22 protein-coding genes are annotated in these 21,985 nt (G+C 59.7%); all 22 read right to left on the reverse strand.

What is annotated here, in order from left to right:
* A partial coding sequence (gene pnuC, locus QP868_RS08110) for a nicotinamide riboside transporter PnuC (protein WP_284926079.1) occupies window positions 1–629 on the reverse strand: 629 nt, incomplete at its 3' end.
* The gene (gene rpe, locus QP868_RS08115; protein WP_284926080.1) at window positions 629–1,282 is read right to left on the reverse strand and encodes a ribulose-phosphate 3-epimerase; all 654 of its coding nucleotides are present in this window, start codon (window positions 1,280–1,282) and stop codon (window positions 629–631) included. The genes rpe and pnuC, both read right to left, overlap by 1 nt.
* Before the next feature lie 3 nt (window positions 1,283–1,285).
* Window positions 1,286–2,785: an RsmB/NOP family class I SAM-dependent RNA methyltransferase gene (locus QP868_RS08120; RefSeq protein WP_284926081.1), complete on the reverse strand. Its 1,500-nt coding sequence runs from the start codon at window positions 2,783–2,785 to the stop codon at window positions 1,286–1,288.
* Between the two features lies 1 nt (window position 2,786).
* Entirely contained in the window at window positions 2,787–3,698 is a 912-nt protein-coding gene (fmt, locus tag QP868_RS08125; protein ID WP_284926082.1) for a methionyl-tRNA formyltransferase, read from the reverse strand.
* A 10-nt stretch (window positions 3,699–3,708) separates the two neighbouring features.
* On the reverse strand, window positions 3,709–5,730 hold the full coding sequence (locus tag QP868_RS08130) for a primosomal protein N' family DNA-binding protein (protein ID WP_284926083.1): 2,022 nt from the start codon (window positions 5,728–5,730) through the stop codon (window positions 3,709–3,711).
* A gap of 17 nt (window positions 5,731–5,747) precedes the next feature.
* The gene (metK, locus tag QP868_RS08135) at window positions 5,748–6,932 is read right to left on the reverse strand and encodes a methionine adenosyltransferase (protein WP_284926084.1); all 1,185 of its coding nucleotides are present in this window, start codon (window positions 6,930–6,932) and stop codon (window positions 5,748–5,750) included.
* 10 nt (window positions 6,933–6,942) lie between these two features.
* Window positions 6,943–8,184 (reverse strand): bifunctional phosphopantothenoylcysteine decarboxylase/phosphopantothenate--cysteine ligase CoaBC, encoded by a 1,242-nt coding sequence (coaBC, locus tag QP868_RS08140; RefSeq protein WP_284926085.1) that lies wholly within the window; start codon window positions 8,182–8,184, stop codon window positions 6,943–6,945.
* On the reverse strand, window positions 8,185–8,514 hold the full coding sequence (gene rpoZ / locus QP868_RS08145) for a DNA-directed RNA polymerase subunit omega (protein WP_284926086.1): 330 nt from the start codon (window positions 8,512–8,514) through the stop codon (window positions 8,185–8,187). It lies immediately after the preceding gene.
* Between the two features lie 43 nt (window positions 8,515–8,557).
* Window positions 8,558–9,130, reverse strand: coding sequence for a guanylate kinase (gmk, locus tag QP868_RS08150; RefSeq protein WP_005885156.1), 573 nt, complete (start codon window positions 9,128–9,130; stop codon window positions 8,558–8,560).
* Window positions 9,127–9,444, reverse strand: a complete 318-nt coding sequence (mihF, locus tag QP868_RS08155) for an integration host factor, actinobacterial type (protein WP_284926087.1) — start codon at window positions 9,442–9,444, stop codon at window positions 9,127–9,129. The genes gmk and mihF overlap by 4 nt, the downstream gene beginning before the upstream one ends.
* Before the next feature lie 36 nt (window positions 9,445–9,480).
* Window positions 9,481–10,305 (reverse strand): orotidine-5'-phosphate decarboxylase, encoded by an 825-nt coding sequence (gene pyrF, locus QP868_RS08160; RefSeq protein WP_284926088.1) that lies wholly within the window; start codon window positions 10,303–10,305, stop codon window positions 9,481–9,483.
* Complete coding sequence (gene carB, locus QP868_RS08165; RefSeq protein WP_284926089.1) at window positions 10,302–13,571, reverse strand: carbamoyl-phosphate synthase large subunit; 3,270 nt, start codon at window positions 13,569–13,571, stop codon at window positions 10,302–10,304. Before carB ends, pyrF begins: the two co-directional genes overlap by 4 nt.
* Window positions 13,572–13,580: 9 nt before the next feature.
* Window positions 13,581–14,711, reverse strand: a complete 1,131-nt coding sequence (carA, locus tag QP868_RS08170; protein WP_284926090.1) for a glutamine-hydrolyzing carbamoyl-phosphate synthase small subunit — start codon at window positions 14,709–14,711, stop codon at window positions 13,581–13,583.
* Window positions 14,708–15,193 (reverse strand): PH-like domain-containing protein, encoded by a 486-nt coding sequence (locus QP868_RS08175; protein WP_284926091.1) that lies wholly within the window; start codon window positions 15,191–15,193, stop codon window positions 14,708–14,710. Before QP868_RS08175 ends, carA begins: the two co-directional genes overlap by 4 nt.
* A complete protein-coding gene (locus QP868_RS08180) occupies window positions 15,181–16,488 on the reverse strand; it encodes a dihydroorotase (RefSeq protein WP_284926092.1) in 1,308 nt (435 codons plus the stop codon). The genes QP868_RS08175 and QP868_RS08180 overlap by 13 nt, the downstream gene beginning before the upstream one ends.
* 2 nt (window positions 16,489–16,490) lie before the next feature.
* Window positions 16,491–17,459, reverse strand: coding sequence for an aspartate carbamoyltransferase catalytic subunit (locus tag QP868_RS08185; RefSeq protein ID WP_284926093.1), 969 nt, complete (start codon window positions 17,457–17,459; stop codon window positions 16,491–16,493).
* Complete coding sequence (pyrR, locus tag QP868_RS08190) at window positions 17,459–18,001, reverse strand: bifunctional pyr operon transcriptional regulator/uracil phosphoribosyltransferase PyrR (RefSeq protein ID WP_284926094.1); 543 nt, start codon at window positions 17,999–18,001, stop codon at window positions 17,459–17,461. The genes QP868_RS08185 and pyrR overlap by 1 nt, the downstream gene beginning before the upstream one ends.
* A 59-nt stretch (window positions 18,002–18,060) precedes the next feature.
* On the reverse strand, window positions 18,061–18,465 hold the full coding sequence (gene nusB, locus QP868_RS08195) for a transcription antitermination factor NusB (RefSeq protein WP_005885140.1): 405 nt from the start codon (window positions 18,463–18,465) through the stop codon (window positions 18,061–18,063).
* Window positions 18,462–19,025, reverse strand: a complete 564-nt coding sequence (gene efp / locus QP868_RS08200; protein ID WP_040348711.1) for an elongation factor P — start codon at window positions 19,023–19,025, stop codon at window positions 18,462–18,464. The genes nusB and efp overlap by 4 nt, the downstream gene beginning before the upstream one ends.
* 56 nt (window positions 19,026–19,081) lie before the next feature.
* Window positions 19,082–20,176: a 3-dehydroquinate synthase gene (gene aroB / locus QP868_RS08205; RefSeq protein WP_284926095.1), complete on the reverse strand. Its 1,095-nt coding sequence runs from the start codon at window positions 20,174–20,176 to the stop codon at window positions 19,082–19,084.
* Window positions 20,169–20,792, reverse strand: a complete 624-nt coding sequence (locus tag QP868_RS08210) for a shikimate kinase (RefSeq protein WP_050775398.1) — start codon at window positions 20,790–20,792, stop codon at window positions 20,169–20,171. The genes aroB and QP868_RS08210 overlap by 8 nt, the downstream gene beginning before the upstream one ends.
* Window positions 20,789–21,976, reverse strand: a complete 1,188-nt coding sequence (aroC, locus tag QP868_RS08215) for a chorismate synthase (protein ID WP_284926096.1) — start codon at window positions 21,974–21,976, stop codon at window positions 20,789–20,791. The genes QP868_RS08210 and aroC overlap by 4 nt, the downstream gene beginning before the upstream one ends.
* Window positions 21,977–21,985 lie beyond the last annotated feature (9 nt).

Below are 21,985 nucleotides of genomic sequence, written 5' to 3' on the forward strand. Positions count from 1 at the left end.
GATGAGGGATGGGTCACCGTTTGTCTGCTCCTCTTAGCCCAATCGACGATACCCATAATCACCATGATGAGGAAGATGAAATAGACGATCCCGGAGAACAGCAACCCTCCCATAATCGCCAAAGGAATCCCCACGAGGTCCACTGCGAGCCACACAAACCAGAATTCGACGACGGCTTTTCCTTGTGCGTACATCGCTACTAAGGAGCCCACAAAGATGTACGCGTCGGGGAACGGGTTCCACGACCAGTTGCCCAGATGCAAGATGTATCCAAAGCCAAGTGTTCCCACGAGCAGGGCGGCCACGATCAGCACACGTTCGCGCGTCGTTGCCCAGCGCACACGCACTTCACCGTCTTGCTCATGACTCTTCTTCCACGTCATCCACCCCCACACGGCAGCGATGATGATGACGACTTGGCGACTCGCATTACCACCTAAGTGAGCGGACACTGATGCCGAAAACAAAAGCACTGACCCCAGAATCTGGACTGGCCACGACAAAATGTTGCGTTTGAGCGCCAGGTACACGGTCAACAGGGCAAAGATATTGCCTAAAAAGTCTGGCCAGGGTACGGGCTTGCCAAGTAGCTCAAAAACCGGGGTGTTTAACCACGAAAAAAGTTCCATCACACGTGGGCCAACGCTTGAGCACGTAATTCATCGATCGTGGCAGCAGGGTTGTCACTTCCGTACACGGCAGAACCTGCAACAAAGACATTCGCTCCGGCTTCGACAGCACGGTCCAAGGTTGAAGCGGAGATCCCACCGTCAACCTGAATGTTGACTTTCATGTTCTGCTCAGAGATCGCAGCCCGCAAACGTTTTACTTTGGGCAGGCACACGTCTAAGAACTTCTGGCCACCAAAACCAGGCTCCACCGTCATGATGAGTACTTGGTCGAACTCCCCTAACAGGTCAATGAGTGGTTCAACCGGGGTTGCCGGCTTAATCGCAACAGACGCTTGTGCACCCAAACGCCGCAGTTCCCTCGCCAAGCGCACGGGTGCCGCGGCTGCTTCGAGGTGGAAGGTCACGGACTCGCACCCCATTTCTGCGTACACCGGGGCGTTGCGATCAGCATCGGCAATCATGAGGTGCGCGTCGATAGGAACAGGTGATACGACTTTGATGCGTTCCACCACGGGTGGTCCAAAGGTCAGATTGGGCACAAAGTGGTTGTCCATGACGTCGACATGAGCCATGTCTGCGTTGCTGATCCGTTGCAGTTCGGTTTCGAGGTTGGCGAAATCGGCAGAAAGAATAGATGGGTGAATCTTCACGGCTCAGTCTTTCTTCAGAAGGGCTAGGAACATTCCATCGGTCGCGTGGATGTGTGGCCACAGCTGCACCACACGTCCGGATGCCACGGTTGCGGATTCAAAGGTCTCCGCAGGTTTTCCGGTCAACTGGGCGAGCACCTCGGGGGCGTCCATGACCGTCACCGGTTGCTTCTTCACAATGTCTTCTACCACCATAAGAGTTTCGGCCACGTGTGGTGAGCATGTGGTGTACGCAATCACTCCGCCTGATTTGGTTGCTTCGATTGCGGTGCGAAGCAGATCGCGTTGCACTCCCCCAAGCGCCCCGATGTCGCTGGGTTGACGACGCCAGCGGGCTTCCGGCCGACGGCGGAGCGCTCCGAGGCCCGAACATGGCACATCGACCAAGACGCGCGTGTATGTCTGGGGGTTGGCCTGGGCGAAGTCGCGCCCATCTTCATTGACTGCCTGCACGTTGTCGAATGCGCGGGTGGAGTCTTTCACGAGTTCCGTACGGTGTGCTGAAGCGTCGACCGCATCCACCCGTTTGGTGCCCGCGTGGGCAGCCAGCACCGAGGTCTTGCCTCCTGGACCTGCGCACAGATCGAGCCATGGGTCGGCAGGGTCTTCGTGCGCCTCGGCCTCAACCAAGGCCAGGGCAACGAGCTGGGAACCTTCGTCCTGTACCCGGGCGCGCCCTGTGGCAACCGCGTCCACATGCGCAGGGTCACCATGGGTGAGGGTGACTCCGATGGGCGAAAGTTCGGTGGGTTCTCCGTGCTTTTGGGCTACCTGATCGCGGGTTCCGTCCAGAACCGACAGGCACACGCGCGCAGGCGTGTTGTGGGCTTCGAGAAGTTGAGTGAGTTCCTCAGCGTTTCTCCCGTTAGCCACGAGTGCTTGGCGAAGTGATCGAATGATCCACGCGGGGTGGGAGGTGGTGATTTCGAGGCGTTCGTCGTCGCTGAGTCCCTCACAGAGCTCTTCGAGCCATTCCTCACGCGACTTCTCTGTGATTCTGCGGAGGACTGCGTTGACAAAGCCAGCAGCGCGGTTCGCGATCTTGGTGTCAGCATTCTTGCTAATCACGCCCACGGTTTCAGAAACGGCCGCGTGATCGGCAACCCGCATCGCCAGGATCTGGTGGGCGCCCAAACGCATCGCGTTGAGCACCGTAGCTTCGATCTGGTCAACGGGGCGATCCGACACTTTTTCGATCACGGCGTCGTAGAACCTGCGGGCACGCAGAGTTCCATAGGTCATTTCCGTACACATGGCCGCATCTGGCCCGCTCATGCGTGTGCGTTCAAGTTTGGCGGGCAACAACAAGTTCGCGTACGCGTCATTGAGGTCCACATCGCGCAGGACTTCCCACGCAATGACCCGAGGGTTCGCCTTAGGACGTTCGCGGTGGCCCAGGCGGTTCTTACCACCTCGCCCGCCAGAACCTCGGCCCCGGCCACCTGGCCCACGACCTCCGCGCGAGCCACGCGAGTTGTTTCTACGATCTGATGCGTCTGTCACGTTACTGTCCTTCTACGTCAAACACGGCATTGGCGTTGCCGCGCACAAAGTCGTGGGCGTCCATCATGGGTTTTCCGAACGGCTGGATTCGCTCAACCTGTACCGCGGTGGTTCCTGTTCCGATGAGAATCTGGCCGTCGTGCTCGCGGATTTCACCGGCGGGCACGTGGACCTGGGTTTCGCTGAGTCCGGCGAGTTTGGTGCGTTTGCCATCCATGGTTGACCACGGTCCGGGCATGGGTGATACGCCGTGGCTGCGCGCAACAAGTTCGCGGGCTGGCAGGGCGAAGTTGAGGTGAGCGTCTTGAGCGCTGAGCTTGGGTGCGTATGTCGCTTCGCCGCTCTGTGGGACCAGGGTGGCGTCGCCGTTTTCGAGTCGCGTCAAAGCTTCCGTGAGTTGTTGCGCACCGGCGTGGGCGAACTCTTCGAGCATGTCCCCTGCGTCTTTCTTAGGAAGGGGGTATTCGCGCTGATCGAGCACCGGTCCGGTGTCCATGCCCCTATCCAGTTGGAAGACCGTAAGGCCGGTTGTGGCCTCGCCGTTGATGAGCGCCCATTGCACGGGTGCGGCGCCACGGTAGGCCGGGAGTAGGGAGAAGTGCAGGTTGAACCAGCCGTGCGTGGGTAGCGAGAGCGCGTTGTCTTTAAGCAACGCCCCGTAGGCAACGACAGCACCGGCGTCTGGCTGGTACTGGGCGATACGGTCGCACACCTCGTCGTCCACGTGCGACGCTTCGATGACGTCGATTCCAGCTTCCAAGGCCGCGGTCTTGACCGGGCTGGGCGTCATGATGCGTTTGCGTCCCACCGGCGCGTCGGGTCGGGTTAGAACTGCGACGACCTGGTGATGTTCACGCAGGGCGTGGAGTGCAGGCACTGCGACGGACGGGGTTCCAGCAAAGACGATTCTCACGCCCTCCATGCTACAGGGCGTCGGGGTCGTCTATCCGGATGCGGGGGGCAGGTTTGCCGTGCATGATCGCCGAGGTCGTTATCCGCTTGAGAAGTTCCGTCACCTTGGCGGACGCGTGTCGTTCAATTCCGAGGACGGCGGTGATGGTTGCATCGTCGTCGGCGCTGTTGCGCGTGTAGTGGGAGCGGGGCGGTCCTTCGCGTTCTTCGAACAACTTGACCCCGTCAATAATGTTGAGCTGTCCCAGGGTCTGTTCAACGACGGCTCGTGGTCCGGAGACTTCGCACGCGCGGACAACGGGTGGCATGCCCAGTTCTTCGCGAACCCCGAGTTCGTGCCTTGCCCACCCCACGGGGTCGTAGTGAACCAGGGTGCGGATGATGTCGGGATTTTCGTCGAGCACCAGGACACGCCCCGGGGCGGGCCGTACGAGGTTGACGGCTCGCATGCGTCGGGCAATTGCGGTTTGGGTGGAGCGCAGGCTGGGTCCGGGCCACAGGGTGTCGAAGAGCAGCGCCAGCGCGTACCCACCTTCTGTGTAGGGTTCGGCTCCGGTGGTGGCCACCACGATCTGTGGTTCGGGGTCCACGCGGGCAATAATCCGGTCACCTCCGCTACGCACCACGGGCACCCCGGGGAAGGCTCGTCCCAGCTCGTAGTGCACGGTTTCTAAGCCTTGACCGGCTGAACGAAAACGGGTCGAGCCACACTCGCACGTCGCCTGCTCGCTGCGGTAACCACATGCGGAACACGCAAACGGACCGGTCACACTCGCGGCTCTCATGGGAGTCCCACATGAACAGCGCAGGGTTTCTCGGCACCTCTCACACACCACGAGCGTGATGTAACCGGTACGTGGAACTTGTACCAACACGGGACCCACGAGCCCCTGGGTTTTGGCCCGTCCCAGGGCTTGCCGTATGAGGTCGAAGGCCCGTTCGGGTAGTGAGGTGAAATCGGCAATTGACCGGGTGAACCCTGAATCCAAAACCACCGGGGTGAGCTCCCGGACCCGCGGGCGAGGCAAGGTCACGTCGCCCATCCACCCCGCGTCCACCAAGCGCTGCACGTCGACGCTGCGCGCATGGTCAATGAACAAGGTAGCCACCTGGGTCTGCGCGACCCGTTCACACACGACTGACCGGGCGTGGCAGTAGGGCGCCCTGGGTTCAATGAAAGCGTCTTCGTCGTCAAAACACATGATGATGAGACCCAGATCAGGCATGGGCACATACGCGCTCGCACGGGTTCCTACCACCACTCGTGCTTTCCCTGTAAGCGCTTTCACCCAGGCCGACCAGCGCGCTTGCGGGCCTTGCTCATGTGTGAGCGTTACGGCCGCCGAGCCCAGTAACGACGTCACGGTTTCAACGCTGGACTGGTCGGGCACCACGATGAGCACTGAGCGGTCAGCTGCGAGCACCTCGGCCGTGGCCCGCAGGGCAGCATGCGCCCACCCCAGGCCGGGCTGATCCCCCGGCGGCACCACGAACGCTGCCCTGGGTCCCGGCGCTCGCTCTTCAGACTGCACCCATGTGCGCAAAGCACCCAGGAAGTCTGCTTCGCTCTCCCCTAACGGGCCGGGCAGGTCAGGAAAGGTGGGGGCCGCCGAGGTGTCCGCCCCTAACGCTGTTTTTTCCCCGCCCGCGTGACGGGGTGGGATGGCGAGACGGACAACGTCCGGGACGGTTCCCGCGTACTTGTTCGCAAGTGACGTGCACAGTTCCAAAAGTTCGGGGGTCAGCACCGGGACGGGTGAGGTGACGCGTTCGAGGGCGTGAAGTTCGCCGTCGTGGTCGGTGGTGTCCGTGCGCGCCACGATGAACCCGCTCATGAGCCGGCCAGAAAACTTGACGCGTACCCGCACGCCCGGCTGGGCGTCTTCGTCGAGTGACTCTGTGACCGCGTAGTCGAAGGTTCGCGCTAAGTGCGGAACAGGGGTTTCTAACAGGACGGCTGCGACGGGTTGGGTCGGCGCTGGGGTCAGTCCCCCGCGGATCCTCAACTGGTTGTCGAAGCCGGGTAATTCCATTCTTCGAGTTTCGGGGTTCAGATCGCGCGCGTCAACGCTTCCGCACGGTCGGTGTTCTCCCACGTGAATTCGGGAAGTTCGCGCCCAAAGTGACCATACGTGCTGGTCAGGTTGTAAATGGGGCGATTGAGTGCGAGTTCCCGAATGATGGCTGCCGGGCGCAAGTCGAAGACCTCTTCAATGGCTTTTTCAATGCGTGCCGGGTCCTCTTTTTCGGTACCGAAGGTTTCAACGTACAAACCAACAGGGTGCGATTTTCCAATCGCGTAGGCCACCTGCACTTCTGCGCGGTCAGCAAGCCCTGCCGCTACGACGTTTTTGGCGACCCAGCGCATTGCGTAGGCACCCGAACGGTCCACCTTCGACGGGTCTTTTCCGGAAAACGCACCGCCTCCGTGGCGGGCGAATCCACCGTACGTGTCCACGATGATCTTGCGTCCAGTGAGGCCCGCGTCGCCCATGGGGCCACCCACGATGAACGGCCCGGCTGGGTTGATCCAGAATTCGGTGCCCGAGGTGTCCAACCCTGAGTCGTTGAGGATCGGGTTGATGACGTGTTCGAGAATGTCGCTTTCCAGTTCACGATGATCGGTGCCTTCTGCGTGCTGGCTAGACAAAACTACGCAGTCCACGCTCACGGCCTTGTCGCCGTCGTAACCGATTGTCACCTGGGTTTTGCCGTCTGGGCGCAGGTAGTCCACAGTTCCGTTCTTGCGGACCTCTGAGAGCCTCTGGGACATGCGGTGGGCAAGGTGGATGGGCATGGGCATCAGTTCGGGCGTCGCATTGTCTGCGTATCCGAACATAAGACCTTGGTCACCTGCCCCCAAGCGTTCAAGTGGATCGTTCCCACCGGCACGAGCCTCGATCGAAGTGGTCACGCCGTCAGAGATGTCACTGGACTGAGAGCCAATTGACACGGTGACGCCACACGAGTGCCCGTCGAAGCCCATGTCTGAGTTTGTGTACCCGATTCCGGTGATCACGTCACGCGCAATTGTGGCCACATCGGCGTAGCCGTCGGTGGTGACTTCACCCGCCACATGGACGAGGCCGGTGGTGACAAGAGTTTCAACCGCAACACGAGATCGCTGGTCTTGAGCCAGCAAGTTATCCAGGACTGCGTCAGAAATCTGATCGCAAATCTTGTCGGGGTGCCCCTCAGTGACCGATTCGGAAGTAAAATAACGCAAGCTTTTCACGAATGACAGTCTAGCTGGGTAGTAGCTGAGCTACCGACTCCATGACAACGCGTGACACTTCTTGCTTGGTCCCAGAGGCGCGGACGCGCTCCCGAACGTCGTCTCCGTCGCGTTCGTACACAATGACCGAGGTCGCATCGTCGCCAAACACTGCCCCTTGCGCCACGCTGTTAAATACCAGTGCACGGCACCCTTTGCGCAACAATTTTTGTTGAGCCAAGGATTCGGGGGTCGATTCGTCTGAACCAGTTTCAGCGGCGAAGCCCACAATGGTTTTCGTGTCCCCAAACCGTGCGACTAAGTCTTTGAGAATGTCCGGGTTCTGCACCAGGGACAGCGTCATACCTTCATCGCCGGACTTCTTCATTTTGTGCTCAGCGATTTCTGCCGGACGGTAGTCGGCGACCGCGGCTGCCATGATGATGAGTTCGGAGTCTTCACCATTTGCCACACATTGCTCGTGAAGTTCCTCGGTGGTTTCGACCGGAACAATGGTGGCTCGGCCACGAATGGGTTCCAGAACGTCGTTGGCAACATTCGCTGCACATACGGTCACGTCAGCGCCCATGTCCAGGGCGACCTGCGCCAAGGCAACGCCTTGTTTTCCAGATGAGCGGTTACCCAAGTAGCGCACGGGGTCTAACGGTTCGCGGGTTCCCCCAGCAGAAATAAACACATGTGCGCCAGCAAGGGCAGTCACAGTTCCAGCAAGAGCGGTAGAGGATGAACCCTCTGCCTGTGACAGCGCATATTCCACAATGTCTGCAGGTTCGGGCAGACGCCCAGGACCTGAGTCTGCACCTGTGAGGCGCCCGGAAGCGGGTTCCATCACGTGTGCGCCTCGTGCACGCAGAGTCGCAACATTGTCTTGTGTGGCTGGGTGTTGCCACATTTGAGTGTGCATCGCAGGAACGTACACCACGGGGCACGTTGCCACCAGCAGGGTCGCTGCGAGCATGTCATTGCCCATGCCGGCTCGGGCACGTGCGAGGAGGTCGGCGGTGGCGGGTGCAACGATCACGAGGTCGGCGCTGTGTCCCACGTTGACGTGTTGGACTTCTTCTACGCGGTCAAATACGTCGGTGGCGACGGGCTGACCTGACAGCGCTTCCCACGTGGGCGCTCCCACGAACTTCAAAGCCGCCTCGGTGGGCACAACACGCACGCTGTGCCCCTGTTCTTTGAGCAACCGGACGACATGGCATGCCTTGTAAGCAGCGATTCCTCCGGCGACTCCGAGAACGATGTTCACTTACTCTTCGACGTCCTGGTCAAAGGTGAAGCCGAGGTCGTCTGCCGCAGGCTCAGGTTCCGGCGCTGCGAAATCAGCTTCGGTGGCCTCACGGATGATGATCTTGTCCTGGTCGATTTCACGCAGGGCGATCGACAGTGGCTTCTCGTTGGGTTCTGGTGTCACCAGCGGTCCCACGTTTTCGAGCAGACCTTCCTGTAGCTGTGCGTAGTACGCGTTGATCTGGCGCGCACGGCGGGATGCTTCGATGACCAGTTCGTACTTTGATTCGGTCTTTTCGAGCAGGTCGTCAATAGGCGGGTTAGTGATGCCTTCAGGTTGAACGGACACTCATTCTCCATCTAGGTTTGCGGAACAGTGTGAAAGTTCCGGCTCAGTTTTCGGGGTTGTCAACAGACAGCCCCATCAATGTTACTAGTTCTTGGGCTGCAGTTCTAACATCGTGGTTGACAACGGTGTGGTCGAACTCTTCTTCAGCAGCGAGTTCCACCTTAGCGGTTTCGAGTCGACGCGCTTGTTCCTCTTCGGATTCCGTGCCACGACCCACTAGCCTGCGGACCAGTTCGTCCCAGCTGGGCGGGGCTAAGAAGATGAACCGGGCTTCTGGCATGCGCTCTTTGACTTGGCGCGCGCCTGCGAGATCAATTTCCAAAAGTGGAAACTTGCCTTCGTCCAAGGCTTGCATGACAGGTTCCCGCGGGGTTCCGTACTGATTGCGGCCGTGCACCACCGCAGTTTCAAGCATCTGCCCGGATTTGACCATGTGGTCGAATTCGGCCGGTGACACAAACTGGTAGTGCACCCCATCGATCTCACCAGGCCGCGGATCACGGGTGGTCGCGGAAACCGAGAACCACACGTGCGGGAAGTGTTCACGGATATAGGCGCCAACAGTGCCTTTACCTACCGCAGAAGGGCCAGTGAGAACGGTGAGTCGTGGTGTCATACGTTGTCGAATTTCTCCAAAAGTGCTGCTTTTTGATGGACGCCCAGCCCCTTGATACGACGCGAGGCGGCAATCCCAACTTCTTCCATTGTCCCTTGTGCTCGGCGCTCCCCTACACCCGGGATGGACTTAAGCAGGTCGACAACCTTCATTTTGCTCACTGCTTCGTTCTCAGCCGCGTTCGTCAGAACCGACTTCAACGTTGTCTTTCCTGCTTTGAGGTCAGCCTTGACTTGTGCTCGGGCTTGTCGCGCCTGGAATGCTTTCTCCAGGGCTGCTGACCGTTGTTCTGGTGTCAATGGTTCTAGTGCCACCGTGTACTCCTAAGCCAGAAGGAACTTAGAGTCAGTCTATAGGGCATCCCCGCGAATTTCGCTACTTATTGTTCGAATATGGTGCTTTATTTTCTCAGGTCCAGAACTTGAAATGCCTCGCGAGACATTCACGAACACCTTGTCGAAGGCCCGACCGAATACCGTATGTAGGTCTTCCACTGTGGCTCCCTGAGCACCGTAGCCAGGTGACAGGATGGGTCCGTTAAAAGCGCCGAGGTCGATCCCGAGTTTCCGTGCGGCGTCACCGATCGTGGCACCTACGACCAGTCCGCCCAGCGGGACACCAACCGATTCGTTGAAGTTGTGTACCGCTTCAACGACCTGCGCAGCAACTGCTGTTCCGCTCGTTTGAGCGTGTTGTACTTGGGGCCCTGACGGGTTGGACGTGAGGGCCAGGGCGAAGAACCCGGTTCCGTACTTCTCTGCAGCTTTAAACACGGAGTTGAGGCTGTCTGTCCCCAGGTATGGGGACACGGTGAGCGCATCTGTGGCGAGCGGGCGGTCTGGGTTGAGATAAGCGTCAGCGTAGCCGTCCATCGTGGAGCCAATGTCTCCACGTTTCGCGTCAGTGATAACGACCATCCCCAGGTCTTGTGCGATCTTATGCACGCTTTCCAAAACCGCTATGCCAGCCGCCCCGTGGCGTTCAAAGAACGCCACTTGGGGCTTCACGCACCACACCTCCATGTGGCACTGTTCCAGCATGGTGGTGGCGAATGAGGCTAAGCCTTCTGGGGTATCTTCTAGCCCCCACGCTTCGAGCGTCGCTGGGGCTGGGTCGATACCCACGCACAGGGGGTTACGTGCAATGGCCGATTGCCACAGATGCGCGAAACTCATGCCCAGTCCTGCAAAGAGGCGACGCCGAATTCGGCTGAACGAATCGCTTCGATCGCAGACACTGCTGCTGCGAATTCGGCTGTCGTCGTCAGGATCGGCAAAGGTGCGGCTGTTGCGGCCGCACGGATTTCGTATCCGTCGGCACGCTCTTGCCGCCCGGAGGGCACGTTGACCACCAGGTCGATCTTCCGTTCAGCAATGTCGTCCAGGATTGAACGTTCGCCTTCCTGAAGTTCGAAGTACTTCTTCATGGCCACGGTCTTGATTCCGTAGCGTGCCATAACTGCGGCGGTACCTTCCGTGCAGATCACTTCGAAGCCCATGTCGGCAAGTTTCTTCACGGGCAATACTGCGGCTCGCTTGTCACGGTCTGCAACCGAAACAAACACACGTCCTTGCGTGGGAAGTGAAGCGCCAGCACCCATTTCGGCTTTGGCGAACGCCATGGGGAACGTTGGTGCGATACCCATAACTTCACCTGTGGAGCGCATTTCCGGGCCAAGAATTGAGTCGACAACTCGCCCGTCAACATCGCGGAAGCGACGGAACGGAAGAACAGCTTCTTTCACCGCAACCGGGTGATCCAGGTTCACGTACGAACCGTCACCTTCTGCTTCCAGAAGCGTTCCGCGCATGGACGCGATTGTTTCGCCAACAGCAATTTTCGCCGCAGCCTTGGCCAGTTGCTTACCCGTGGCCTTGGAGACGAATGGAACAGTGCGTGAAGCACGTGGATTCGCCTCGATCACGTAGAGAACATCGGCTGCGACTGCGAACTGGATGTTGAGCAGACCCCGAACTCCGGTGCCTTCCGCGATCGCTCGGGTCGCCGACCGCACACGCTTGAGAACATTTTCACCCAGCGTGATTGCGGGGAGAACACATGCTGAGTCACCCGAGTGGATACCCGCTTCCTCAATGTGTTCCATGACTCCCCCGATGTACAGGTCTTCCCCATCGAACAGCGCGTCGACGTCAATTTCGACGGCGTCTTCCAGGAACCGGTCCACAAGAACGGGACGGGTGGGTGACACCTCGGTCGCGGAATCCATGTACGAACGCAGCTGGGCGTTGTCGTACACAATCTGCATTCCGCGCCCACCCAGCACGTAGGACGGGCGAACCAGAACGGGGTAGCCGATCGATTCGGCGATCGCCTCAGCTTCCTCATACGTGGTCGCGGTTCCGTGCTTGGGAGCAAGGAGATCCGCCTGGTGTAGAACCCGGCCGAACTCGCCGCGGTCCTCTGCCAAGTCGATGGCTTCCGGCTGGGTGCCCAACACGGGAACGCCCGCTTCTTTCAGGCGAGCCGCAAGTCCCAGCGGGGTCTGGCCACCCAGGGTGCATACGACGCCCTTGATGGGTCCGGCGGCCAGTTCCGCGTTGTAGATCTCCATGACGTCTTCAAACGTGAGTGGTTCAAAGTACAGGCGGTCGGCCGTGTCGTAGTCCGTTGACACGGTTTCCGGGTTGCAGTTGACCATGATGGTTTCGTAGCCGGCCTCAGCTAGCGCCATCGTGGCGTGGACACACGAATAGTCGAACTCGATACCCTGCCCGATCCGGTTAGGTCCGGAGCCCAAGATGATGACGGCTTCGCGGTCACGTGGCTGGACTTCGGTTTCCTGGTCGTAGCTCGAGTAGTGGTACGGCGTGTGCGCGGCGAACTCACCAGCGCATGTGTCCACTGTCTTGTAGACCGGGCGGATTCCCAAAGCGTGGCGAACGCCGGTCACCACTTCAGCGTCCAGGTGACGCAGCGCGCCAATCTGTTCGTCTGAGAAGCCGTGACGCTTTGCCAACTTGAGAACCTGCGGGGACAACTCCTGGGTGCGGACGACCTCGGCGACCTCACACAGAAGCTTCATCTGGTCCAAGTACCACGGGTCGATGTCACTAGCCTCGTGGACATCTTCAACGCTCATGCCGGAGTTCAGCGCCGTGATCACGGTGTGGATGCGCTCCGCAGTTGGGTGGGCCAGATCAGCTAGAACCTGCTTCTTGATTTCTGCGTTGTCCAGGTCGAACTGCGCAGTGAAATCGAACTGCGAGCCCTTCTGCTCCAGGGATCGCATGGCTTTCTGCAGGGCGGTGGTGAAGTTACGGCCCAGCGCCATGACCTCGCCCACGGACTTCATGGTGGTGGTGAGGGTTGGGTCGGCTGCCGGGAACTTCTCGAACGCGAAGCGTGGAACCTTGACCACGACATAGTCCAGGGCAGGTTCGAACGACGCCGGGGTTTCTTGCGTGATGTCGTTGCGGATCTCATCCAGCGAATAACCAACGGCCAGTTTGGCTGCGATCTTCGCAATTGGGAACCCGGTGGCCTTGGACGCAAGCGCTGATGAGCGGGACACACGCGGATTCATTTCGATGACGACGATGCGTCCGTTGTCGGGGTTGACGGCGAACTGGATGTTACACCCACCCGTGTCCACGCCAACTTCGCGGATGATCGCGATACCGATGTCGCGCATCTTCTGGAATTCCACGTCGGTGAGTGTCATGGCGGGTGCGACCGTGATGGAGTCACCCGTGTGGACGCCTACCGGGTCGAAGTTTTCGATTGAACACACCACAACCACGTTGTCGTTGCGGTCGCGCATGAGTTCAAGTTCGTATTCCTTCCACCCCAGAATCGACTCTTCCAACAGCACTTCGTTGGTGAGTGAGTCGTGCAGACCGTCGCCAGCGATGCGGCGAAGCTCGTCTTCGTTGTACGCCATTCCGGAGCCCAGGCCGCCCATGGTAAACGACGGACGGACCACCATGGGGTAGCCCAGTTCTTGGGCTGCTTCAAGGCATTCGTCCATGGTGTGAGCGATCCGTGAGCGGGCCACTTCAGCACCGCAGGTTTCCACGACGTCTTTGAACTGCTGACGGTTTTCTCCGCGTTCAATCGCGTCGACATCGGCACCGATGAGCTCAACACCGTACTTCTCAAGCACCCCTGCCTTGTGCAGGTTGATGGCCGCGTTGAGAGCGGTCTGACCACCCAGAGTGGGCAGAAGGGCGTCGGGGCGTTCTTTTGCGATGATCGCTTCGATCACTTCAGGGTCAATCGGTTCGACGTAGGTGGCGTCGGCGATGTCAGGGTCGGTCATGATGGTCGCGGGGTTCGAGTTGACCAAAATGACGCGCAGGCCTTCTGAGCGTAGAACCCGGCACGCTTGGGTGCCGGAGTAGTCGAATTCGCAGGCCTGGCCAATGACGATGGGCCCCGAACCGATGACAAGAACTGACTGTAGGTCTTTGCGCAGTGGCACGGGTCCTCCTTAAGCTTCGCTCATGATGCGAGCGAACCGGTCGAAAAGGTTTTCTGAGTCGTGGGGTCCCGCGGCGGCTTCCGGGTGGAACTGTACGGAAAACGCTGGGATGTCTAGGCAGGCGAGCCCTTCTACCACGTTGTCGTTGAGGCCGATGTGGCTCACTTGCACGCGTCCGAACTTCTCGTTGGGCGCGTTCACGGGTTCACCAATGGGTGCGTCCACGGCGAATCCGTGGTTTTGAGCGGTGATTTCCACCCGCCCGGTCTCGACGTCCAGGACTGGCTGGTTGATGCCTCGGTGTCCGAAGCGCAGTTTGTAGGTTTCGAAGCCCAGGGCGCGGGCCAGTAACTGGTTTCCGAAGCAGATGCCAAAGAACGGGATCTTTTCTTCAAGAACGCGAGTGAGTACTTCTACCTGGTGGTCTGCGGTTGCCGGGTCACCTGGCCCGTTGGAGAAGAACACGCCGTCGGGGTTGTAGGACTTGAGCTCTTCGAATGTGGTGGTTGCGGGCACCACGTGAACTTCCATTCCGCGGGCGGCCAGGTGGAAGGGTGAGCGTCCCTTGATGCCCAGGTCGTAGGCGACGACGGTGTATTTCTTTTCGCCTTGAGCTTCCACGGTGTACGCCGAGGTGGTGCTCACCTCGTCTGCCAGGGCCGAACCTTCCATACGGGGTTGGGCTTTCACCTTTTCGAGCAGTGTTGCGTGGTCGGTGGAGGCTTCTTCCCCTGAGAAGATGCCCACGCGCATGGATCCTTCTTCGCGGAGGCGCAGGGTGAGTGCGCGCGTGTCCACGTCCGAGATTCCCACGATTCCCAGTCGCTTCAGACGGGTTTCGAGGTCTTCGGTGGAGCGCCAGTTCGACGAGATGCGCGAGGCGTCACGCACGACGTAACCTGCGACCCAGTAGTCGCGTGATTCGTCGTCTTCGTCGTTGACCCCGGTGTTGCCCACGTGTGGGAACGTCTGGATGACCACTTGTTTGTGGTACGAGGGGTCGGTGAGGGTTTCTTGGTATCCGGTCATTGCGGTGACGAATACCGCTTCGCCAAAGGTTGTTCCTCGTGCACCGTATGCGGAGCCTTCGTAGACGGTGCCGTCTTCTAGGACTAGGACCGCAGGTTCAAAAGTGCTCATTTCACCTTCTCTGTCAGAGCTAAACTTTCAAGAATTTCTGTGCGTGCGTGGGCCAGGCGTGGTCGGAAACCGGTGGCGACCTGGGTGTCACCCAGGGTCCATACGATCACCACGAGACCGTCTTTTTCAACGAACTTGCCAACCATCCCGGATGCTGTTGTGACCTCGTCAATCGCGGTGAACGGGATTTCAATTCCGTCAATCCCATCGAGCATGAAAACAACCCGGTCATCCTCAATGTGCAGGGTCCCGTTGGTGCGCACGCCGAGGTGGTGGACGTTGATCCGTTCAAGGGGGTTGGTTGCGTACGTGGTGGCGACGTACATGCCTTGGAATCCGGGCCCGGACGGTTCGCGCGTGGGCCGCTGGGGTTCGGGAATGTTCGTCTGGCTTGCCTGACGGTTCTTCCAGCCTTTCCACATGAGAAAGAACAGGAGAACCAGAACGGCGAGAAGAATGAGAACTGGGATCAGTCGATCCACGTGTGGGCACCCCCTGAGATTGGGTGTGGTTCAGCGAGTTGACCGTTTCGTACAACGTGGGCGCCGTACAGGAAGGTGTGGACCACTTGAGTGTCGACCTTGAAGCCCTTGAACGGGTTGTTGCGACCCAGAGTCGCGTGGTCGTTCGGTTCGATGGTCACGTCAGCCGCTGGGTCGATCAGCACGATGTTGGCGGCTGCACCCGTATCCAGCGAGCCATGCGTAGTCAGCCCAGAAATTTCAGCGGGCCTGGTGCTCATCACGCGGGCTACGTCGTGCCAGTCGAAGTCGTGGTCTTTCATGGCTTCGACAACGATGGCAAGAGCTGTTTCCATTCCCACCATGCCCATTGCAGCGGCGGTCCATTCTGCGCACTTGTGCTCGGCGGTGTGCGGTGCGTGGTCCGTTCCAACAATGTCGATCGTTCCGTCTGCTAGGCCGTCGCGCACCGCCTTCACATCTGCTTCTGTGCGCAGTGGCGGGTTCACTTTGTAGACGGGGTCGTAGGAGCGGACTAACTCGTCAGTGAGCATGAGGTGGTGTGGGGTGACTTCGGCGGTGACGTTCACGCCCCGTGACTTGGCCCAGCGGACAAGCTCTACCGAACCCTTGGTGGACAGGTGGCACACGTGGAGGCGGGAGCCTACGTGTTCGGCCAGCAGGATGTCGCGGGCGATGATGGCTTCTTCAGCCACTGCGGGCCAGCCGGGCAGTCCCAGTTCGGCACTGACCACACCTTCGTTCATTTGCGCGCCTTCGGTCAGGCGCGGTTCTTGCGCGTGTTGCGCAATGATCCCGTTGAACGATTTGACGTATTCCAACGCCCGGCGCATGAGCAGTGGGTCGTGCACACACATGCCGTCATCGGAGAAGATGCGGACCCCGGCAGCCGAAGACGCCATAGCCCCGAGCTCTGCCAACGCAGTGCCTTCTTGACCTACCGTGACAGCGCCAATGGGAACGACCTCGGTGTAGCCTGCTTGGCGTCCCAGGTTCCACACCTGCTCAACGACACCAGCGTTGTCTGCTACCGGTTGTGTGTTGGCCATCGCGTGCACGCACGTGTACCCACCGCGGGCGGCCGACTGCGAGCCGGTGAGCACGGTTTCGGCGTCTTCTTTGCCGGGTTCGCGCAAGTGCGTGTGCAGGTCCACCAGACCGGGAAGGGCGATCAGGCCGGATCCGTCGATCGTGGTGTCCGGGTTTTCGACGTGTGGAACGATGCGCCCGCCGTCGATTGCGATGTCGGTGGGTTCACCACCGTAGGGTTTGACTGATGTGATGAGGATCGACACGGTTATCCTTCCTGTCCGGTGAGGAGGCGGTACAGGGCGGCCATGCGTACGGCGACCCCGTTTTCTACTTGGTTAAGCACTACTGCGCGGGGTGAGTCAGCGGCCGCGGAGCAGATTTCGAATCCGCGGTTCATGGGGCCGGGGTGCATGATCCAGGTGTCCTCGCCCAGGGCGTTTAAGCGTTCCTGAGTGAGTCCCCACATGCGTGAGTATTCGCGGGGATTGGGGAAGAACGCTTGGTGCATGCGTTCGAGTTGTACGCGCAGCATCATGACGGCGTCGAAGTCGTAGTCAGTAATCGCTTCGTCGAATGAGTAGCTCACTTCGCACGGCCAGGTTTCTACGCCCCACGGCAACAGCGTGGGAGGCGAAATCAGAACTACCCGTGCGCCTAAGGTGTTGAGCAGGTGCACGTTGGAGCGAGCCACACGGGAGTGCAGAACATCGCCCACGATCGCCACGGTTGCGCCGTCCAGGGTGCGCCCGCGGGAGCCGTCTGCCGGTCCCGAGGCGGGTTGCCCGGAGATAACCCGGCGCAGTGTGAAGGAGTCCAGGAGTGCCTGGGTGGGGTGTTCGTGGGTGCCGTCGCCTGCGTTGAGAACGGGGGCGTGCAACCAGCCCGAGGTGGCAATCCGGTGTGGGGTTCCCGAACCTGGGTGCCTCACCACGATCGCATCGGCACCCATGGCGCCCAGGGTTTGGATGGTGTCTTGCAGGCTTTCACCTTTGGACACCGACGACCCTTTTGCAGAGAAGTTCAGAACATCGGCAGACAGACGCTTGGCAGCCGCTTCGAACGAGATGCGTGTACGCGTGGAGTCTTCAAAGAAGAGGTTGACCACAGTGCGCCCACGCAGAACGGGAAGTTTTTTCACTTCACGTGCGGACACCTGGGTCATTTCTTCTGCAATGTCGAGCAGTTCAACGGCGTCGTCACGAGACAGGTCTTTTGTCGACAGCAGGTGTTTCATCACGCCTCCGAAATCGTGACAGAATCCTCACCGTCAATTTCCTTGACGGTGACGGATACGCGTTCTGAAAGGGACGTGGGGAGGTTCTTACCCACGTGGTCGGCCCGAATGGGCAGGGCCCGGTGACCACGGTCCACAAGAACGGCCAGGCGCACGGCTTCGGGCCTGCCCACATCGGCTAAAGAGTCCAGGGCTGCGCGAATAGTGCGGCCGGAAAACAGGACGTCGTCAATGAGAACGACGGTTTTCCCGTCGACGCCACCGCGGGGAATGTTAGTGGGCTCGGGAGTCCGCAGTTTTCCTGCTTTGAGGTCGTCCCGGTACATGGTGATGTCCAGGCTTCCCACGATTTCCGTGACGTCAACGCCGGGCTCGATCTGCCCAATGCGTTCTGCCAGGCGCTGTGCAAGCGGCACTCCGCGGGTGGGAATTCCTAGAAGAACAAGGTTCTGTGCGCCCTTGTTCGCTTCAATGATTTCGTGGGCTATGCGAGAAAGCGCTCGAGCCATTTCTTTGGCGTCGAGAACTGTACGTGTCCGCATGACTCCTCCTTCTCCGCCTCACAGGACGGTGGTTAAAGGTGGTTTCATGACAAGCATACCTAAAGCGTGTCTTTAAGTTTGCTGATCCTGTCCAACAGAGCGTTGACAAAAGCTGGCGAATCGTCGGTGGAGTATTCCTTGGCCAGGGTGACGGCTTCGTCGATCGCTACGGGGTCGTCGACTTCGTCGTTGTAGAGGATTTCCCACAGGCCGATCCGCAGAACAGCGCGGTCGACCCGTGGCATTCTCTCTAGAGTCCAACCGTGCGCGTAAGTGGAGATGAGTTCGTCCAGTTGCGCGCGGTGGGTCACCACTCCGTCAACGATTTCACGGGAGTAGGGTCGCAGAGGGTACTCTTCGTCGTTTTCGCGAAGCTTGATGAGTTCCGCTTCAGGGAGGTTCCGAGCTTCGGCTTCAAAAAGGAGTTCGAGTGCCCTGCGGCGTGCTCGATACCGGGCGCTCACTCTTTGACGCGCCCCAGGTAATCTCCGGTACGGGTGTCTACGCGAACCCGGGTACCGGTTTCGAGGAACAGTGGAACCTGGATTTCGTAACCGGTTTCTACAGTTGCAGGCTTGGTTCCACCGCTGGAGCGGTCACCCTGCAGGCCAGGTTCGGTGTGGCTGATGGTGAGTTCCACTGCGGCTGGCAGTTCGATGTAGAGCGGGTTGCCTTCGTGGAATGCAACCTGGACGCTCTGGTTTTCGAGCATGAAGTTTGCAGCGTCGCCAACAAGGGCTTCAGACAGTGGGACCTGGTCGTAGTCCTGTTCGTCCATGAAGATGTAGTCGGAACCGTCGTGGTACAGATACTGCATATCGCGGCGGTCCACGTTTGCGGTCTCAACTTTGGTGCCGGCGTTGAAGGTGCGGTCCACAATTTTGCCGGACAGCACGTTCTTGATCTTGGTGCGCACGAAAGCCGGGCCCTTTCCTGGCTTCACGTGCAGGAATTCAACAACCTGCCAGAGTTCGTTGTCGAGCTTGAGAACCATGCCGTTCTTCAGATCGTTGGTGGTTGCCACGCGATTCCTTTCATAGATGTGTAGGGCTGTGCGCCCAGAAGATTGTAACAGGTGGTCTAAATTGTGCGCACCGGTGAGTCGACTCCAATGGCCTGGTACGCGGTGTACAGAAGCGAGGTGTCGGGCACTTCCACGACAACGGGTTGCGCGATGTCCCGCAGAACCACAAAGCGCATGAGGTTCCCGCGGGCTTTTTTGTCCCGCTTCATGGTGTCCAGAAGTTGCGGCCAGCGGTCGGAACGGTAGCCGGTGGGCAGGCCGAGGTGTTCCAAGATTGCGCGGTGACGGTCCACCACCTCGGCGGGAAGGTTCTTGAGCATCACTCCCAGTTCAGCTGCGAACATCATGCCCACGGCCACGGCAGCTCCGTGGCGCCACTGGTAGCGCTCATTGCGTTCGATTGCGTGGCCCAGCGTGTGGCCGTAGTTGAGGATTTCGCGGGTGCCGGATTCCTTGAAGTCACCGGAGACCACGCGGGCTTTGACCTCAATTGTGCGTTCGATGATCTGGCGCAGTTCGGGAGATTCGTGGTTGGCCAGAACGTCCTTGGGCGTGTTCTCGATGAGATCGAGGATTGTGGGGTCGGCAATAAACCCGCATTTGACGGCTTCAGCCATGCCGGTGAACAGTTCGTTCTCAGGCAAGGTTGCCAGCGTGTCGGTGTCGGCGAGAACACCAGCTGGCGAGTGGAAGGCACCCACCAGGTTTTTGCCTTCTGCCGTGTTGATCCCGGTTTTGCCACCAACGGCAGCGTCGACCATGCCTAAGAAGGTGGTGGGAATGTTGACGAATTTGATGCCCCGCAGCCACGTAGCTGCTACGAACCCTGCCAGGTCCGTGATGGCTCCCCCGCCCACGGCCACGATCGCGTCAGAGCGGGTGAAGTCGGACTGGCCTAGGATCTGCCAGCAGAATTCGGCAACGCGGATGTGTTTTGCTTCTTCTGCGTCAGGAATTTCAGCGGCGATCGCTTCAAGTCCGATGGAAGCCAGGTCTTCGCGTACAAGTTCACCTGTAGTGCGCAGTGCGCGTGGGTAGATCACCAGGACGCGTTGGACGTTGGTGCCTAACAGTTGGGGCAGTTTGCCCAGGAGCTTCGATCCTACGATGACGGGGTAGTCGCCTCCGCCGGTCACGCGGATTTCAGTCAATGGTCTCCTCCTGATCAAAGCGTGCGTATTCTTCTTCACGTTGCAGTTTAGTGAGCACGTCCACAACCCGGTTGACCACGGTTGAGGGCGGTTCGTTCGACGCACTCACGGTTGCGGTCGACACGGACTCATACAGTGGCTGCCGTTCGTCCACCAGAGCTTGCCACGCGGCCACAGGGTCTTCGTCGTCGTCCAAAAGCGGACGCCGGGAACCTCCAAGTCGTACCCTCGCCACCTCGGCGTCAATCATGATGGTGATGACTTTTATGGCTGGGTGCTTCAGTTGCGCGCGGGTTCCGGGGTTGAGGATCGCTCCCCCACCCAGGGACACCACACCGGGACGATCCAGCAGTTCGCGCAGGGACTTGCGCACGACCTCGCGCTCGATTTCACGAAACCGGGCTTCACCTCGGGACGCAAAAATCTGCTGAATATCTCCGTGCTCTGCAACGATACGGGCGTCGGTGTCGCGCAATGGAATATCCAGGCGTTCAGCGAGCAACCGTCCAATTGTCGACTTCCCCGCTGCCGGTGGACCAATGAGCGCGATCCGTGCGCCCGCGGCCGGCACTGGGTTGAGTGGTGGTGCTGGCCTGGGGACGGGTTCTACACTCATTGGCCTAACAAGAACGGATCGATGTGGCTGAGGTAGGCGTCGCGGTTGCGTTTGACTTCGTCAACCGAGTCCCCGCCGCACTTCTCCAGCACTGCCTGGGCAAGTTCCAAGGCAACCATGGCTTCAGCGACCACGCCGGCTGCGGGTACCGCGCACACGTCGGAACGCTGGTGGTGTGCTTTGGCGGGTTCTTGGGTTGCCACGTCAACCGTGGACAGGGCGCGAGGCACGGTAGAAATAGGCTTCATGGCGGCGCGCACAATGATGGGTTCGCCCGTGGTCATGCCACCTTCGATACCTCCGGCGCGGTTGGTCAGACGCTTCACGCCGTTTTCAGCGTCAATTTCGTCATGAGCCACGGAACCCCGGCGGCGCGCGGTTTCAAAACCGTCACCGATTTCTACACCCTTGATCGCTTGGATTCCCATGAGTGAAGCAGCCAAGCGGGATTCCAAACGGCGGTCGCCTGTCACGTGCGATCCCAAACCGGGGAACGTGCCGTACACAATGACTTCTACTACCCCACCCAAGGTGTCGCCGGCCTTTTTGGCGTCTTCCACCTCGGCGACCATCCGTTGCGAGAGCTCCGGATCGAAACAGCGCAACGGGTCAGCGTCCAGCTGATCCACGTCAGCGGCGGTGGGACGTGCCAGGTCGCGCCCACCTTCGACCGGGCCAATAGCCACGGTGTGGGACACGATCTCAATGTCGAGTGCTTTGAGGAACTGACTTGCGACAGCTCCCAGAGCCACCCGGGTTGCGGTTTCGCGGGCAGAGGCACGTTCAAGAATAGGGCGGGCTTCGTCCCAGTCGTACTTCATCATGCCAACTAAGTCGGCGTGCCCCGGCCGAGGTCGCGTCAGCTTAGCGGCCCGGGCCAGCCCTTCCAGCTCGTCGGGGTCGACGGGGTTGGGGCTCATGACGGTTTCCCATTTGGGCCATTCGGTGTTGCCCACTTCGATTGCTACGGGTCCGCCCAGGGTTTTACCGTGTCGTACGCCGCCTAAGAGGCGGACTTCGTCGGCTTCGAACTTCATGCGGGCGCCTCGGCCGTAACCCAGGCGGCGGCGCGCGAGTGCGCGGGAAAGATCTTCTGTGGTGACGTCGACGTGCGCGGGGAGCCCTTCGAGGATTCCAACTAACGCTTCGCCGTGCGATTCACCTGCGGTCAGCCATCTCAACATTTAACTAAC

The sequence above is a fragment of the Brevibacterium sp. UMB1308A genome, from assembly GCF_030230605.1.
Lineage (GTDB): Bacteria > Actinomycetota > Actinomycetes > Actinomycetales > Brevibacteriaceae > Brevibacterium.

Excerpts from the sequence above, each read along its gene's own strand:
- QP868_RS08210 (WP_050775398.1), bottom strand. The coding sequence starts at position 20,792 with ATGAGTGTAGAACCCGTCCCCAGGCCAGCACCACCACTCAACCCAGTG.
- gmk (WP_005885156.1), bottom strand. The coding sequence starts at position 9,130 with ATGACACCACGACTCACCGTTCTCACTGGCCCTTCTGCGGTAGGTAAA.
- pyrR (WP_284926094.1), bottom strand. The coding sequence starts at position 18,001 with ATGCGGACACGTACAGTTCTCGACGCCAAAGAAATGGCTCGAGCGCTT.
- aroC (WP_284926096.1), bottom strand. The coding sequence starts at position 21,976 with ATGTTGAGATGGCTGACCGCAGGTGAATCGCACGGCGAAGCGTTAGTT.
- carA (WP_284926090.1), bottom strand. The coding sequence starts at position 14,711 with ATGAGCACTTTTGAACCTGCGGTCCTAGTCCTAGAAGACGGCACCGTC.
- pyrF (WP_284926088.1), bottom strand. The coding sequence starts at position 10,305 with ATGAGTTTCGCGCATCTGTGGCAATCGGCCATTGCACGTAACCCCCTG.
- QP868_RS08185 (WP_284926093.1), bottom strand. The coding sequence starts at position 17,459 with ATGAAACACCTGCTGTCGACAAAAGACCTGTCTCGTGACGACGCCGTT.
- QP868_RS08130 (WP_284926083.1), bottom strand. The coding sequence starts at position 5,730 with ATGGAATTACCCGGCTTCGACAACCAGTTGAGGATCCGCGGGGGACTG.